This is a genomic window from Veillonella sp. T34266-5 (genome assembly GCF_002959815.1).
GTDB classification, from domain to species: domain Bacteria; phylum Bacillota; class Negativicutes; order Veillonellales; family Veillonellaceae; genus Veillonella; species Veillonella atypica.
This window is the reverse complement of record NZ_PPCZ01000020.1, coordinates 1-16,671: the sequence shown is the minus strand read 5'-3', so window position 1 is coordinate 16,671 and position 16,671 is coordinate 1. Positions and strand designations below refer to the sequence as shown.

General features: G+C 39.8%; 15 protein-coding genes, 3 tRNA genes and 1 rRNA gene. 16 read left to right on the top strand and 3 right to left on the bottom strand.

The features are described from left to right. Together istA and VIHSUH07_RS09755 are read right to left on the bottom strand one after the other, a co-directional pair. Positions 1-1,265 (bottom strand): IS21 family transposase (istA, locus tag VIHSUH07_RS07300; RefSeq protein WP_105084452.1); only part of this gene is annotated, 1,265 nt, incomplete at its 3' end. Beyond that, a complete protein-coding gene (locus VIHSUH07_RS09755) occupies positions 1,226-1,552 on the bottom strand; it encodes a hypothetical protein (RefSeq protein WP_233187835.1) in 327 nt (108 codons plus the stop codon). The genes istA and VIHSUH07_RS09755, both read right to left, overlap by 40 nt. Positions 1,553-1,644: 92 nt before the next feature. On the opposite strand from VIHSUH07_RS09755, the gene VIHSUH07_RS07290 reads away from it, so the two are divergent. Next, positions 1,645-2,712 (top strand): hypothetical protein, encoded by a 1,068-nt coding sequence (locus tag VIHSUH07_RS07290; protein WP_105084451.1) that lies wholly within the window; start codon positions 1,645-1,647, stop codon positions 2,710-2,712. Positions 2,713-2,795: 83 nt separating this feature from the next. On the opposite strand, the gene VIHSUH07_RS09795 is transcribed toward VIHSUH07_RS07290, so the two are convergent. Beyond that, positions 2,796-3,371 (bottom strand): hypothetical protein, encoded by a 576-nt coding sequence (locus tag VIHSUH07_RS09795; RefSeq protein WP_105084450.1) that lies wholly within the window; start codon positions 3,369-3,371, stop codon positions 2,796-2,798. 324 nt (positions 3,372-3,695) lie between these two features. Here VIHSUH07_RS09795 and VIHSUH07_RS07280 point away from each other — a divergent pair, with 324 nt between their 5' ends. From VIHSUH07_RS07280 to VIHSUH07_RS07210, 15 genes are all read left to right on the top strand, one after another. Next, on the top strand, positions 3,696-4,124 hold the full coding sequence (locus VIHSUH07_RS07280) for a phosphatase (protein WP_105084449.1): 429 nt from the start codon (positions 3,696-3,698) through the stop codon (positions 4,122-4,124). Between the two features lie 97 nt (positions 4,125-4,221). Then, a complete protein-coding gene (locus tag VIHSUH07_RS07275) occupies positions 4,222-5,793 on the top strand; it encodes a DEAD/DEAH box helicase (protein ID WP_105084448.1) in 1,572 nt (523 codons plus the stop codon). Positions 5,794-5,977: 184 nt separating this feature from the next. Continuing rightward, the gene (locus VIHSUH07_RS07270) at positions 5,978-6,397 is read left to right on the top strand and encodes a Fur family transcriptional regulator (protein ID WP_105084447.1); all 420 of its coding nucleotides are present in this window, start codon (positions 5,978-5,980) and stop codon (positions 6,395-6,397) included. A 65-nt stretch (positions 6,398-6,462) separates the two neighbouring features. Next, entirely contained in the window at positions 6,463-7,299 is an 837-nt protein-coding gene (locus VIHSUH07_RS07265) for a deoxyribonuclease IV (protein WP_105084446.1), read from the top strand. An 82-nt stretch (positions 7,300-7,381) separates the two neighbouring features. Further along, positions 7,382-8,617, top strand: coding sequence for an exonuclease SbcCD subunit D (locus VIHSUH07_RS07260; protein ID WP_105084445.1), 1,236 nt, complete (start codon positions 7,382-7,384; stop codon positions 8,615-8,617). Continuing rightward, a complete protein-coding gene (locus VIHSUH07_RS07255) occupies positions 8,618-11,701 on the top strand; it encodes an AAA family ATPase (protein ID WP_105084444.1) in 3,084 nt (1,027 codons plus the stop codon). It begins immediately after the preceding gene. A gap of 79 nt (positions 11,702-11,780) precedes the next feature. Further along, on the top strand, positions 11,781-12,155 hold the full coding sequence (locus VIHSUH07_RS07250; protein WP_005380323.1) for a VOC family protein: 375 nt from the start codon (positions 11,781-11,783) through the stop codon (positions 12,153-12,155). Continuing rightward, positions 12,155-12,862, top strand: a complete 708-nt coding sequence (locus tag VIHSUH07_RS07245; RefSeq protein WP_105084443.1) for a tRNA threonylcarbamoyladenosine dehydratase — start codon at positions 12,155-12,157, stop codon at positions 12,860-12,862. The genes VIHSUH07_RS07250 and VIHSUH07_RS07245 overlap by 1 nt, the downstream gene beginning before the upstream one ends. After that, positions 12,859-13,293, top strand: a complete 435-nt coding sequence (locus VIHSUH07_RS07240; RefSeq protein ID WP_005378394.1) for a peptidylprolyl isomerase — start codon at positions 12,859-12,861, stop codon at positions 13,291-13,293. The genes VIHSUH07_RS07245 and VIHSUH07_RS07240 overlap by 4 nt, the downstream gene beginning before the upstream one ends. 4 nt (positions 13,294-13,297) lie before the next feature. Continuing rightward, positions 13,298-13,924 carry a hypothetical protein gene (locus VIHSUH07_RS07235; protein WP_105084442.1) on the top strand — a complete coding sequence of 209 codons (627 nt, stop codon included), beginning with the start codon at positions 13,298-13,300 and terminating at the stop codon, positions 13,922-13,924. A 58-nt stretch (positions 13,925-13,982) separates the two neighbouring features. Further along, the gene (speE, locus tag VIHSUH07_RS07230; protein WP_105084441.1) at positions 13,983-14,822 is read left to right on the top strand and encodes a polyamine aminopropyltransferase; all 840 of its coding nucleotides are present in this window, start codon (positions 13,983-13,985) and stop codon (positions 14,820-14,822) included. A 219-nt stretch (positions 14,823-15,041) separates the two neighbouring features. Then, positions 15,042-15,117: transfer RNA gene (locus tag VIHSUH07_RS07225), tRNA-His, on the top strand. 24 nt (positions 15,118-15,141) lie between these two features. After that, a tRNA-Gln gene (locus VIHSUH07_RS07220) sits at positions 15,142-15,216 on the top strand. Between the two features lie 4 nt (positions 15,217-15,220). Continuing rightward, a tRNA-Lys gene (locus VIHSUH07_RS07215) sits at positions 15,221-15,296 on the top strand. 345 nt (positions 15,297-15,641) lie between these two features. After that, positions 15,642-16,671, top strand: a 16S ribosomal RNA gene (locus VIHSUH07_RS07210); the annotation flags it as partial.

The window sequence follows — 16,671 nt, the reverse complement described above, 5'->3', positions numbered from 1 at the left end:
TCCAAATTAGATTTTGCTTTAGCTTTCACATCTTCAGAACTTAGATAAGGAATTGTTTTCTGCAATTGTGCCTCATAATGAGAAGGCAAATAGTTAACCTTCTTACCACTTAATGGGTGCTGTGCAATCAATTCTGTGCTATCATATATGTATAGCATCTTATCTATGGTCTTTAAGGTCATAGATTTGGCCACATATCCTGGTGGTACAGAATAGTGGCTACCACGAAAGCTAATGAGATTACTTGCTGAAACCTTAGCTTTTGGGTGATCTATGCGGTAGGAATCTCTTATCACTTTTGTTGGAAGTGGGGTAAGAGATTCCTTTTCTTTTTCAAGCAGTGCAGACGGTATTTGTCTTGTAGCTTGAGAAATCGCTAGATTACTACGTAAAATAATTTTTTGAATCTGTTCTTCCACTTCTTGTATTGTTAATTTTCCTTGGTACGCATGAATTTCATCTAGAATTTTCATTTGGCTTTCTACTTTGCCTTTCGTTTGTGGACGGCGCGCCATACACGGCTTAAATGTAAAGCCAAAGTCACTTGAAAATTGTTCTGCTTTGGTATGAAGCTGTCCTTTAGTTCCAGCTAGCCTCGGTTGTACCATCACGGTTTTCATATTATCTGTTAATAGTACATGTGGAACACCTTGTAATTGTTCAAAGAATTCTACCAATGCATCTTGTAGTGTTTCAGTAGTTCTATCGAAAGTGACCTTTGCTAATTTGTATCGAGAATAGCCTAATGTCATCAGCAATATATTAAAAGTTATGTGTGTGCCATCATGCAATAGGAATTTAATATTCTCTTTCCAATCAACTTGAGCCTGTTCAGCTGGTGCGGTTTCAAAGCGAATCGTATGCTGTGTGCTAGGCGATGTATGTTTTCTATCAAAATAGGATTGAAATACTGGTATCTTTAAAATATAACCGCGAAATGTAGAGTAAGCAGCTGTGAGTCCATGGTTATCTACCAAGTATTGCCACAAGACACGCTTATAATAAAATTGTTGGGGTGTATCATCAGATAATAAAGTCTGTATTACGTCATGAAATTTATCAATCATAGATGGTTTATGACGATGTGGATCAGGCGTTCCATTTTCATAATGAGATTTTATGGTGCGTCTATCATAGCCTAATTCACGACCTAGTAAACTATAATTAGGTTTCAAATTGCAAACCTCCAGAATGTCCCTTAATAATGGTAAGTCTAATAATGATGTTACAGTAAATGAACTGTTAATAGCGTATACGTATTGCATGTTGTTATCACCTCAACTATAGTATCGGTGATACAATTAAAATTGTACATTCTTATATCATCATTTTTGTACATTCTTAGAGTATCATTTACAATGGTAAAGAATGAATAACTTACGATGCTTATCGTGATGCACGCTATGAGATACGTTAAGATAGCCATTACAACATAAGCGATGATACCCATTGGTAAGGCTTCATTAAGGGCACCATTGGTTTTGAGTTCACTACTACCTTTTTTAGGTGATAATGTGAGCGTCACTAGATGTGTCCAATTAATTCCGTTCATAATTTCCTCTCTCTAAATTATAATGAATATATATACTAACAATTATACTGTAGCATATGTGTATCAGATGAAAATTAAGGAGTATTTAATCTATGAATCATATTTCAATCGATAAATTATACAATCCTCAATATGATTTGTTATCTATTTCCGATAAAAAGGCATTATTAAATACGTTGGCAGCAATATATAATTTAGAATTAATATGCTTTAAAGAGTTTAAGGCATTTAAAAAATCCGCATATACGGCAGTATATCGCTCTAATGATGGTATAGACTTTGTATTTGTACCTGGAGATACTGTTACGTTAGGGCTTAATTTTAAAAATAAACCATTGCAGGATATTTTTAATGATGAAAATTTAGCGGAGCTTGTCTATCCATTTGTCGAGGGATATGAAGAGGAAATTCTTGGTGAAGAGGATGTTCAAACTAAGATTAGCGAAACACTAGAAGATGAAGAAGTACTATCCAACATAGAAACGTATTTTATGCATAATTTTACTCAAGAAGATGAGTTTCTAATACATCCACTATTGGTACAAAAAGAGTATAGTGAAACTTGTTGGGTGCCTATTTCAGATGAGGAACTCAGACAAAATAAAGAATGGCAACAGATGATAGAAAACGCCGAAAAAGCTGGGCTTTCTGAAACAATGGTTCATAATACCGTTTGTTTATATAAAATAGACGATAGCAATTGGAGTGGCAAACTTTATGAAGAGTCTACATTTAAGAAATTGTTACAGGACATAAAAAATTATGGATATTCTTTACCTACACGAAGAGAGTGGGAATATTTAGCTGGCAAGGGGTGTAGGACCATTTTTCCTTGGGGGAACAATATAGATTTTTCTATGAACCTAAAACATATGGAATGGATGGATAATGATGGAGCGTATACATTAGAAAAGGAGAATTTTTTTGGATTAATTATAGGTGATGATCCGTATTGCAGAGAAATCGTATATGACGAAGGTAGATTTTCCTATAAAGGCGGAGACGGTGGCCGCAATATATGTGGCGGCTTAGGTGTTGTGTGGGGATATTTTCCTGTTTCACCATACTTTCAAGATAGTGAAATGGTAGTAGGTGATTATATAAATGGAGGCTATGATTTTTTTAGACGGGTTATAAGGATTAATGACAATATGAAATGATGTTACATATAATAAATCTAAGATATCAATTGATAACATTGTTACATAATTAAAATAGGTGCTCCTTAGGAGCACCTATTTTATTAATATTGGGATAAACGGAAGATTCTTCTGTATTCTTCCGGTGCATCAGAACCATCAGATGGTTTTATGATGACTCTAATATATATTTTTTCTTTGAAATCTGGATATGTTGCAGCATATTCTTTGCAGAATTGATCCATTCGATTGTAAAAATTTGTTACATCATGGTTTTCTATGGCTGAATAGGGGATAGGCATTTCAATATACAAAGAAGCCGTGTCGTATGTAGCATAGGATAACTCCACTGCTGTTAGATGGTTTTTCATTAATGGAAGTGCGGTTATTAATGGAATATTGGTTATTAGTATTCGCTCAACTTGTGGTACAACAGGTGCCGAGGTGTGCAAGACTTCAGATATTTCAATGGGCGTTTGTGGATATTTGTCAAAGGTGACTTGCCATGTATTGCCCCTTCGTGACTCTAGGTGATAGGTCAGATTAGGATAGTTCTTATTTATATATTGGTGTACCTCATCCTCACTGTAATGGGAGAGAAGATGACAACCCGTTGTTAGTATGAGGGATAGTATAATCAACGGTAGTAATACAAATCGTTTAAGAGTAAGTGGTTTCATTGGTATTCCTTTTATACTACTTTAGAAAGTTCATTAAATCGTAATTGCTTAACAGGCATTGCTTAATTATTGTGGTAATTTGAAGTACATTCTTTTAATTATATTATACCTAAATTATATGTTTACTTATATAGTTGATTAATACCATACAAGTCTCCAATAAACCATAACAAAGAGGTGTCTTTTTGGTGCTTAACAATCGCCTATTATATATGAAAGTTTACGGTATGTTATAATTGTAGCTATATGAAATTGTGTTGTTTTGAGTGGGATCATTTGTAATTGTTTATAGAAAATATAAATGAGCAAAGGAGAGTATAAACTATGATTCATTTAGATTATCTATTAGTTATAGGAATATTACTTAGCATCTTACTCTTTCTTTTAGTTGGAGTCTTTTACTATAGTAAATCTAACCTTTTAAAGGGACTCAATATTTGGTTCTTAATAATACTTAGCGCTCTTTTGAGTTATTTATTATATCCTTTATATGAATTGACAGATTATAGAGAAGAATTTACGTCAATCGTTATAATCGCTGCGATAATCATTAAAATAATTATCAACTTATCTATATTTATGATAGCGAATAGAATAACAACAAAATGGATTGCTAAATTATTATTAATTATATGGGTTGTTCTTGTTGAATGCTTGTATACTCCTATTCATTTATCATATATTGTTTTCTTGTGTGTTTCAGGTGGAATTGTTCTAATAGAACAGTTAAGGGGGAGCAGAAAGCCTATTTAGTTTAGATTCGTAATTACTCTTATAGCGTTCACTCTCGAAATATGATATACTATTCTAACGCGCATAATTCGTGCGCGATAGGAGGAAACACATTTAGATGTTAGAAAAATTTGAACAATTAATGATTAGCGAACCTGTTCTACGTGCGTTAAACGATATGGGCTTTGAAGAGCCTACGCCAATTCAACAGGAAGCTATCCCAGTTGCCATGAGCGGTAAAGACATGATTGGTCAAGCTCAAACAGGTACTGGTAAGACAGCGGCCTTTGGCCTACCTGTATTGGAACGCGTAGACGGCAGTAATCGTCACGTTCAAGTAGTGATTTTGTCCCCTACACGAGAATTAGCTATTCAAGTAGCAGAAGAGCTTAATAAAATGGCTCAGTATACGGATATTACGGCATTACCTATCTATGGTGGCCAAGATATTAACCGTCAATTCCGTGCATTGAAAAAGAATCCGCAAATCATCGTTGCCACACCAGGCCGATTGATGGACCATATGGACCGCGGTTCTATTAAATTTGAAGACGTTAAGATTGTCGTTCTTGACGAAGCTGATGAAATGTTAAACATGGGCTTTGTAGATGACATCAACAAAATTTTAGGGGCTATCCCAGAAGATCACCAAACATTGCTATTCTCTGCAACAATGCCTAAGGCGATTCGCGAGTTAGCAGAAACATACCTTACAGAGCCAACGTTGATTCGTATGAAACCTACGCAAGTAACGATGGATCTTATCGAACAATACTATATCGAAGTACAAGACCGTCAAAAATTTGACGTGTTGTGCCGTTTGTTCGACTTACAAGCGCCAGAGTTGGCTATCATCTTTACACGTACGAAACGTCGTGTTGATGAAGTAACAGAAGCTCTTAAAAAACGTGGCTATATGGCGGAAGGTATCCATGGTGATTTATCACAACAAAAACGTGATAGTGTAATTCGTCAATTCCGAGAAGGTACAATTGATATCCTTGTAGCTACTGATGTGGCTGCTCGTGGCCTTGATATTTCCGGCGTATCTCATGTATATAACTATGATTTGCCTCAAGATCCTGAAAGCTATACGCACCGTGTAGGTCGTACAGGCCGTGCAGGTAAGGCAGGCGAAGCATATACATTTGTTATCCCTCGTGAAATTGAACACCTTCATGCTATTGAACGTTTAACAAAACGTAAAATTGCGAAACGTCGTGCTCCATCTTTGGGCGAAGTTTTGGAAGGTCAACAACGTCTTGCTGTTGAAAGTTTAATTGAAATGGCTGGCAATACAGAAGAGTTGGCGCCATTTAAGGTGAATGCGGAAGAGTTGTTGAATGATACTGATTCCGTTACATTGATTGCGGCAGCACTCAAGTTGCTTACGAAAGAACCAGATACAACACCTGTAAATATTACAGAAGAAAAACCTTTACGCGTACGTCGTCGCCGTGAAGGTGGTCGTGGTGATCGTCGTCGCCGTGATGGTGACCGTCGTAGAGATGGGGAACGCCGCCGCGATGGTGATCGTCGTCGTGATGACCGTCCGCGTCGCAGTCGTGATGATCGCAAAGGTGACCGCCGTGATAGCCGTCGCCGTGATGATCGTCGTAGCGACCGTCCTAGAGCCGATCGTAAACCTCGTCATCAAAGCGAAGGTTTTAAACCATATTTTAAAGACTAATTATAGTGTGAATTTGGTTTAGTACAGATTAATAGTAAATATGAGTTATGAGAAACGTGGATTGTATAAATCCACGTTTTTTATTGCTTAAAATCTACTGGAATGGTACAATAAATAATAATTATTGTTTGAAAATGGACGATAGAGTACCGATATGTTTCCAAGTGGAGAAAGGTAGATTATTATGGATATCGCACAAATTTTGCGAAGCGAAGGGTTTAAGGTAACCCCTCAACGAATTGCAATTTATGATGCTTTGCGTGGTCATCACAATCACCCAACAGCAGAGATGATTTATCATAGCTTGCGTCCTACACATCCAAGCATGAGTTTAGCAACTGTATACAAAACAATGGAGATTTTTGAAAAAATTGGCCTTGTTAAGGTATTGGAAGTGGGCGATGAACGCGCACATTATGATTGGGATACAACAGCTCATGCTCATATTCGCTGTGTTCGTTGTAACAAGGTAGAAGATATGATGAATGTCGATCTACATGCTATTGCTGATATTGCTGGAAAAGCTAGTGCTTATCAAATTACAGGACAACAAATTACATTCGAAGGCATATGCCCAGAATGTGCAAAAAAAGAAAGTCACTAACAGACGCCCCCTGCGTATAAGATGCAGGGGGTTTTTGAGTAAAAATAGAGTGGAAAGGAAATTTAATGTTTATTATAGGTTCACATTTATCAATATCAAAAGGGTATTTACATATGGGAAAGGAAGCTACCAAAATTGGGGGCAATACATTCCAATACTTTACGCGCAATCCGCGCGGTGGTAGCATACGTGCTCTCGATGTAGACGATATGAATAGTCTTAGTGCGTATATGAAAGAACATAACTTTGGTACCTTGTTAGCCCATGCACCGTATACGTATAATCCATGTGCAGCAAAGGAAGATTTACGCGCTTTTGCAAAACAAGCCATGACAGAAGACTTAGAACGCATGGAATATTTACCAGGCCAGATGTATAACTTTCATCCCGGCAGTCATGTAAAGCAAGGTGTTGACCAAGGCATCGAATACATCGTGGAGTGCTTGAATGAAATCTTATTCCCAGGCATGAAAACCACGGTTCTTTTAGAGGTTATGGCTGGTAAGGGTACGGAAATTGGCTCTCGTTTTGAAGAAATTGCTCGTATTATTGACGGTGTAAAATTAAAAGAGTATATGGGTGTTTGTGTAGATACTTGCCATATTCACGAAGGTGGTTATGACATCGTTAATAATTTAGATGGTGTCATCGACGAGTTCGATCGTATTGTTGGTCTTGACCGTTTGAAAGCTATTCACTTGAATGATTCAAAAAATCCTATGGGGGCACATAAAGATCGTCATGAAAAAATTGGGGAAGGTCATATTGGTATCGATGCAATTGCTCGTATTGTGACACATCCTAAACTGACGAGCTTGCCATTCTATTTGGAAACGCCAAATGAATTAGATGGCTATGCAAAAGAAATTGCTATGTTGCGCTCTATCGTAGATAATCAATAATCAAGCAAAATAAATTGAGTTATATAATAATTGGTATAAACTAAATATATAAGGTATAGGGAGAACTGGAAAGGGGGATGAAATGCGTTTTTTACATACTGCTGATTGGCATTTGGGGCGTATTTTTTATGGTCAGTATTTAACAGATGACCAAGCTCATGTGTTGGAGCATCAGTTCTTTACTATTTTGAAAGAGGAAAAAATCGATGGTATCTTGCTTGCGGGGGATGTATTTGATAGAGCGGTGCCTCCTGTTGAAGCCATCGAATTGTGGGATTCCATTATAACGCGTCTCGCCATGGATTATAAGGTACCTCTATTTGTAGTGAGTGGTAATCATGACGGAGCGGAGCGCCTTGAAGTGGGACGGTCTATGTTAAGCCGGTCCGGTATTCATATTTGGGGTTCCCCTCATCATGCGTTACAGCCCTTTGAGTTTGAAAGCTCTGATGGTAAGGTGGCCATTTGTCCTATGCCGTTTAGTGAACCGCGTCGCATAGGTGATGCGCTGGGGTTGAGCGCTAGTGAATCGAAATCAGTTGATACTGAGGTTGAAGATTCACTATTTTCCTATGTAGAATCTGATGAACAAGAGTCGGAGCCCATATTTAACTTACATAATTATGATCAAATGTATCAGGCTTGGAGTGATTGTCTATATAAACAAGTGTCAAAAGGGATGCCTAGCATTGCCATTAGTCACGCCTTTGTGATGGGGGGCGAAGTAGGTGGTTCTGAACGAACCTTGTCTGTCGGTGGTAGTGAACAGGTAAGCCCTCACGTTTTTAAAAACTTTCACTATACCGCCCTTGGCCATTTACATGGACCGCAACGGATGGGGGCAGATCATATTCGCTATAGCGGATCGCCATTGAAGTATTCCTTTGATGAACAGGGGCAAAAGAAATCTTTCACCATTATTGATTTGGATACAAAGGGTAACGTCGATATTAGTACAATTCCTGTAGAGGCCAAGCGCGATGTAGTTATATTGGAAGGTCATTTTGAGGACCTTTTAAATAATAAATCCCTCCAAACAAAGCATAAAGATGATTACGTACAGGCACGTCTACTTGATACGATGCCTATCATGGATGGCATGGCTAAGTTGCGTCAGGTTTATCATCGATGTATGACCATTGAATTGGCCGGTCGCATAGCAACACCGGTGGCGGACATGGGCGACGTCGTGTTCAAAGAATTAAATGAACGTCAATTATTTAATCAGTTTGCAGAAACTGTGTGGAAAGAACCGTTAACAGAGGCCGAACAGTCTTATATCGACTCTGTGTGGGACCGAATTATCAAGGAGGACTAAATGAAGCCTATATCACTAACAATAGAAGCCTTTGGTCCATATCGTGATTCGGTTACATTGGACTTTAGTCAATTAGAAAATCATTCTATGTTCCTCATCTCCGGTCCTACAGGGGCAGGGAAAACATCCATTTTAGACGCTATGGTGTATGCCTTGTATGGAGAGCCTAGTGGAGAAGTGCGTAAAACCGATGCTATTCGCAGCGATTTTGCGGAACCTGATCGGATGACACGCGTGGACTTTTCCTTTGCCATCGGAGATGCTCAGTATCGTGTTGAAAGACTACCTAAACAAATGGTAGCGAAAAAACGTGGTACCGGTATGCGCGAGCAGAATGCTAGCGCTACCGTATACGAAATGAAAGATGGTGAATGGAAGGTCATTGCTACCTCTGCAGCCGCTATTCGCGATACAATTCAACGCATTATAGGGTTTCGTAAAGATCAATTTTTGCAAGTGGTTCTATTACCGCAAGGGGAATTCAGGAAATTACTTGTAGCCTCCACAAATGAACGGGAGGAATTACTACATACCCTCTTTAGAACAGAACTATATCGAAAACTGCAAGAGGCTCTTAAATCAGCTTATGATGAAGCAAAAGCTGGTATTGAAGAAAATCTGATGAAACAAACCGCATTGATACAGTCTGTTCCTCATGATGAAGATACACCGGTATTGACCATTGAGCATGTGCGAGAGCTATTGGAAAATCGAGAACCTCATCGCAATGCACTGGTAGTGGACCGTGATGAAGCTGTTAATGTAGTGGACCGATTCAATAATTTGCGTAATGAGTGGGTCTTATATAATCAGGCACAAAAATCTCTAATTGAGGCTACGTCTAAATTAGACATTGTGAAAGCTAAAGAACCTGAGCGTACACAATTGTGTGAAAAGGTTCAATTCCTCAATTCCTTATCTCCAGTTCATGTATTGTATAAACAATACATTGATAAACAGTCTAGTTTAACAACGTTAGAACGGGCTCTTAGCGATGCAGAAAAAAGTGTGGACACTGCTACTCAACATGAGTCTAACTGTATAGAGGCTCATGAAGCCTTAGAATCCCAAGCTGAAACGATACAAGCCAAGAGGACTACCTTGGCTCAACTCCAACAACAGTCCGAAACATTTGATGAGTTAGGGTTGTTGAAAAAGAAGCTGTCTACGCTACGTAGTGATGTAGAGCAATTGGATAGTAAAAAAAGTGAATCTGACCTAGAAATGCAACGTCAGCTTATCAAACAGATAGAGGTAGATGTTGAGAATTTACGTAAGCAGCTACAAGAGAATAGTACATTACTAGAGAAGGTTCCTGTTATTCAAGAACAGCTCAATCATTTGCAAAGATATTCCGAGTTGGTAGACGAGATTAGTCAGGTCCAAAAAGAGGTCGACGCTAAAGATAAGACCCTATCAACTCTTGATAAAACAGTGAAAGAGGCAAAGGTGCATCTAGAACGGCTAGAGCATTTAATGCAAGAAGGGCGCGCGTATGAACTGGTTCCTTTCGTGAAAGAAGATGAGCCTTGCCCAGTATGTGGATCTACAGAACATCCTCATTTAGCAACTAAGCCAGAATTATATCCTACTAAGGATGAGGTTGAAGCTGCTCGAGGTATTCGTGATAAAGCGTTACAACAACAAGCGAATGAAGTTGGTCAAAGGGATGCGTTAGTGGGGCGGATGCATGAATTATCCAACCATATGGACGCACAAGTTTCGATTCTTCAGTCCTCTATAGATGGTTTTTCTAAGGAAAACTTTGTATCGATTCAACAAGTTCTGTTATCTCAAATGGAACGATTCAAAACGTTACGTGGTGAATCTGAACAGCTAGGCAAGATTATTTCTGATGCGGAGCGTAGGTTAAGCACCGCTAAGGATACGTTGGCTAAATCAGAACTTGCGCATAATGAATTGCTTAAAGCATTGCATGAACTAGAGATTAGTATCAGTTCTGTACAAGCTAAAATAGATTCCTTATCAGAGTCGTTGCCTACTACAGATATAGAGTTGTGGCGTAAGCAAGTGACATTCTTAGCGTCAGAAATTAAAGAGTATGATGCGCAGTTAACAGTGACTACAAAACAATTAGAGGAGGCTCGAGGGCAGCTAAGTGCTAAACGAGGTCGACTAGAAATCTTATCTTCTCAAGTAAAAGAAGAACAAAAGAATCTTGATTCGCTCCATGGGGAATATATACAGTCATTGCAATCTATATCGTTAAGTGAAATTGATTTTGTAGAAGCATTGAGTGATTTTAATGCATTAGAGGATTTTAAATCTAAGTTATATGACTTGGAAGAGGCCTTTAGTACAGCACAAGCTGTATATGATGCGGCACTAAAGACTACGGAGACTGTGGTTAAACCTAGCGATACTGTTTCGGATGAAGTATATGATGCAGCGGTAGAACGTCGTGATACATTGGTGGGCCATTTAGCGGCTTGGGATAAAGAAACACAGCATATAGAAACTACACTTGCTTCACTAGAGGAAATTGAATCGGCTATGGGTGAGGCCCGAGAGAAGGTAGCCTTCTTAAGTCGATTGAATGATCTCGCTAATGGGGGTGAACAAGGTTTTAAAAATGTCACCTTTGAGCGCTATGTATTGGGGGCCATTTTAGATGAGGTTGTGTATGCAGCTAATTTACGTCTTCAAAAGATGAGTCGTAGCCGTTACTCTTTGGAGCGTTCAGACTATACCGGTGGTGGCCGTGGTAAGCAAGGCCTCGATTTGGCCGTAATGGACGCTTTCACAGGACAATCTAGACCTGCGAATACCTTGTCAGGGGGAGAAACATTCTTGGCCTCTATGGCACTTGCCTTAGGTCTTGCCGACGTGATTCAAAGTTATGCCGGTGGTATTCATATGGATACGATGTTCATTGATGAAGGGTTTGGTACACTTGACCCTGATACATTGGAGCTCGCTATGGAAACATTGGTACAACTACAATCATCGGGGCGTCTTATCGGTATGATCTCCCATGTACCTGAGTTAAAGACGCGGATACCTGCCCATTTAGAAGTCACACGTGGTGATGAAGGTAGTACGGCAAAATTTGTTATTAACTAGCTATAAATTTGCAAAATGTGATACTATTAAAAGAGGATAATTCCTACAAAAATATACTGTATTTACATAAGGAGGTCCTATGAAGTTTTCATTTGCTCATAATAATATAAATGTTAAGGATCTTGATAAGAGTTTAGCCTTCTATAAAGAGGCCTTACTGCTTGAAGAGGCTCGTCGCTTGGAAGACCCAAGCGGTGCTTTTACCCTTGTATATTTAAAAAGTCCATATACGGCGCATGAATTAGAACTTACATGGTTGCGCGATTGGGATCGCCCTTATAATTTAGGGGATAATGAATTCCACTTGGCATTTTATGTAGATGACTACGAAGCAGCTCTAAAAAAACATAAAGAGATGGGTGTTGTAGCCTATGAAAATGCCGACATGGGTATTTATTTTATCGCTGATCCTGATGGATATTGGACAGAAATCATTCCGGCGGGTAAATATTAATGGAATATATGTTAACTCGTTTGGAGTGGTTGGTTGGACCTGATAAAATCCAAACATTAAAGGATACATCTATTGCGCTCTTTGGTGTTGGTGGTGTCGGCGGTGGTGCCCTCGAGGCTCTAGTACGTGCTGGTGTAGGGCGCATCGTTATTATTGATGGTGATTCCATTGCACCTAGCAATTTAAATCGTCAAATGATTACGACACACGATACCATTGGAGAACGTAAGGTTGAGGTCGCAAAGGCGCGAGCTCTTTCCATTAATCCTGATGTAGTGATAGAAACTCACGATATTATGTATACTGAGGAGAAATATCCTGGATTTATTCAAAGCTTGAACGTTGATTATGTGATCGATGCCATTGATATGGTAACGGCAAAACTCAATATTATCGAGGTTTGCCAACGTGAAAGCATCCCTGTTATTTCCTGTATGGGCGGCGGTAATCGCTTTTACCCAGAGAAACTTATGATTGCAGATATCAATAAGTCTCATACATGCCCGTTGGCACGCGTTATGCGCCGGGAACTCAAGAAACGGGGTATAAAAAAACAATTAGTTTTATTTTCTACAGAAAAACCGACAAAACCACAGTTCCGCGGCGAAGCAACGAGCCCGGGAACATGCAGTTTTGTGCCACCAGTGGCAGGTTTTATATTAGCAGCACATGTGTTGCGTACAATTTTGGAGGTACCTGAACAATGAAACAAGCAAAAATCCATATGGCAAAAGGTGGAGACATTGTAATTGAATTATTTGATAAAGAAGCACCTGGCACAGTACAAAACTTTATCGACCTTATTAATAAAGGTTTCTATAATGGATTGACATTCCATCGTGTAATTCCTGGATTCGTAGCGCAAGGTGGTTGCCCTAATGGCAATGGTACAGGCGGTCCTGGTTACACAATTAAAGACGAATTGATTGGCAATCCTCATAAACATGAACGCGGTGCGTTGTCTATGGCTCACCGTGGTCCTAATACTGGCGGTAGCCAATTCTTTATCGTATACGAACCACAACCTCATTTAGATGGTGTACATACTGTGTTTGGTAAAGTAATCGAAGGCATGGATGTAGTTGATGGTATCCATCAAGGCGATATCATGGAAACAGTGGAAGTAATCGAAGGTTAATCTCATGAATGATGTATCTGTTAAACATCCGGAGTGGCTTGATATCGATGTAAATGGGACTATATCACACGGCTATGATCAAGAATGGTTTGATGATGAATGGCAACGTTTGTCTGGTTGTGGCCCTACATCGGCTACACAGGTATTGAGTTATTCTGAATTTCGAGATGGCCTATTAGATGTGTCTACTACGGCAAATCATACATTAGCATTAGAACGTATGAATGTCGTGTGGAACTATGTAAAACCAAGATTTGGTGGTGGCGTTTATAAAACGCAATGGATGGAACGCGGCCTTAGACGTTTGTTTGATGATAAGAATTTGCCTTATGAGGTACACATGCTTAATGTATCTCCCTTTTCTGCATCCCGCGTAGAAGTAGAGGCGGCGGCGCAGTTTATTCACGATGCATTATCACAGGATGTTCCTGTAGCGTTCTTAAATCGCCATAAAGGTAAAGAACCTGCGCTCTATACATGGCATTGGGTGCCTATTTATAAGATGTTCATGGATGGTGATGATATTCGTTGCGGTATTTTTGATGAAGGGGAAATCCGTGATTTTTCACTAGTTCATTGGTTGAAAGATACCATCCTTGGCGGTGGATTCTGTTATATAACTAAGAAATAATATTAGTATTATGAGAGCGATGGTGAAAGCTATCGCTCTACCTATATAGGAGGTTATTATGAGTCAATGGATTACAGAAGAGCAAACGCCTCATTTACGTCTCAGTGCTGAAGCAGAAGAGGTACTTTATTCTGGTGAATCTGAATTTCAAAAAATTGAAGTATTTAAATCTAAAGAATATGGCATGATGCTTGCATTAGATGGTGTATTCCAAACATCTGAACGGGAGGAGTTTATCTACCATGAAATGATTGCTCATGTACCATTGTTTTTGCATCCAAATCCAGAACGGGTACTCATTATCGGTGGCGGTGATGGCGGTGTAGCTAGAGAATGCGTACGCCATGATTGCGTTAAAGAAGTTACCATGGTTGAGATTGATGGTAAGGTTGTAGAATTAGCAAAACAATACTTACCTACTATTTCTAAGGCTATGATTGAAAACAATCCTAAGTTAACAGTAAAGATTGGTGACGGTATTGGATTTATGGCCGAGGCCGAAGATTACTATGACGTTATTATTGTTGATTGCTCTGATCCAATTGGCCCTGGCGAAGGATTATTTACGGAAGAGTTTTATAAGAATACGTTGAAAGCTCTAAAAGCAGATGGTCTATTTGTGCAACAAACCGAATCGCCTATGCTTCATCAACCACTCGTTGAGAAGGTGTTTGGTTATGTAAATAATCATTTTCCAATCGCTCGTTTGTACACCGCATACATTCCAATCTATCCTGCGGGTATGCATTGCTTTACGATTGGATCCAAAAAATATGATCCATTAACGTGGGAACCAAATCGCACACAAAACTTTGAAACTAAGTACTATAACAAGGATATTCAAAAGGCTGCGTTTGCTTTACCAAATTTTGTAAAAAACTATTTGCCAAATAAATAATTTATATGTATAATAGGGAAGCACCATTCGTTAAGAAATATTTTAACGGTGGTACTTCCTTTTTATTAGGATGTGAAAGGGTTTTATATTAGAAGTATACAGCGTACTAGTTTCAAAACTGAAAGTTAAATGAAATTAGAAAAAGTTGTTGACACAAACTTCTAAAACAGATATAATTCTCTTTGTTACGAAGACAGTGTCTTCGATACCTACAAGGTGGTGGGTATGGTGAAGCGGTTAACACGGCGGATTGTGGCTCCGTTACGCGTGGGTTCGATCCCCACTACTCACCCCATAACCTACACATCGTAATCATTGTAGGGGTGTCGCCAAGTGGTAAGGCAACGGACTTTGACTCCGTTATGCGCTGGTTCGATCCCAGCCACCCCTGCCAACATGGTTCATTAGCTCAGTTGGTAGAGCACCTGACTTTTAATCAGGGTGTCCCGCGTTCGAGTCGCGGATGAGCCACCAAATAAAACTCACAAACGCAAGTTTGTGAGTTTTCTATCTCTAATTTTAGAGAATTTGGTTGTGATGGTAAGTATATTGTGGAAACACAGTTAGTCAAAAAATAAAGCAAAACTTCTTAAAAAAGTGGTTGACGTTTTATAAGATGACTGATATACTTTAAAAAGTCGTTGGAACACTAAAAGTTCTAATGTACAGATCTTTGAAAACTGAACAATGATAGGTAATCAATCATATGATTGAACATATGCCAGAGTGCGGGTTTTGACATAGTCAAAACCAACCATAATTCAAAGTTACTTAAATGTAACGACAACACATAATGAGCTATTCAAATAGCTTCAAGATATCTTGGAGAGTTTGATCCTGGCTCAGGACGAACGCTGGCGGCGTGCTTAACACATGCAAGTCGAACGAAGAGCGATGGAAGCTTGCTTCTATCAATCTTAGTGGCGAACGGGTGAGTAACGCGTAATCAACCTGCCCTTCAGAGGGGGACAACAGTTGGAAACGACTGCTAATACCGCATACGATCCAATCCCGGCATCGGGACTGGATGAAAGGTGGCCTCTATTTATAAGCTATCACTGGAGGAGGGGATTGCGTCTGATTAGCTAGTTGGAGGGGTAACGGCCCACCAAGGCGATGATCAGTAGCCGGTCTGAGAGGATGAACGGCCACATTGGGACTGAGACACGGCCCAGACTCCTACGGGAGGCAGCAGTGGGGAATCTTCCGCAATGGACGAAAGTCTGACGGAGCAACGCCGCGTGAGTGATGACGGCCTTCGGGTTGTAAAGCTCTGTTAATCGGGACGAATGGTTCTTGTGCGAATAGTGCGAGGATTTGACGGTACCGGAATAGAAAGCCACGGCTAACTACGTGCCAGCAGCCGCGGTAATACGTAGGTGGCAAGCGTTGTCCGGAATTATTGGGCGTAAAGCGCGCGCAGGCGGATTGGTCAGTCTGTCTTAAAAGTTCGGGGCTTAACCCCGTGATGGGATGGAAACTGCCAATCTAGAGTATCGGAGAGGAAAGTGGAATTCCTAGTGTAGCGGTGAAATGCGTAGATATTAGGAAGAACACCAGTGGCGAAGGCGACTTTCTGGACGAAAACTGACGCTGAGGCGCGAAAGCCAGGGGAGCGAACGGGATTAGATACCCCGGTAGTCCTGGCCGTAAACGATGGGTACTAGGTGTAGGAGGTATCGACCCCTTCTGTGCCGGAGTTAACGCAATAAGTACCCCGCCTGGGGAGTACGACCGCAAGGTTGAAACTCAAAGGAATTGACGGGGGCCCGCACAAGCGGTGGAGTATGTGGTTTAATTCGACGCAACGCGAAGAACCTTACCAGGTCTTGACATTGATGGACAGAAC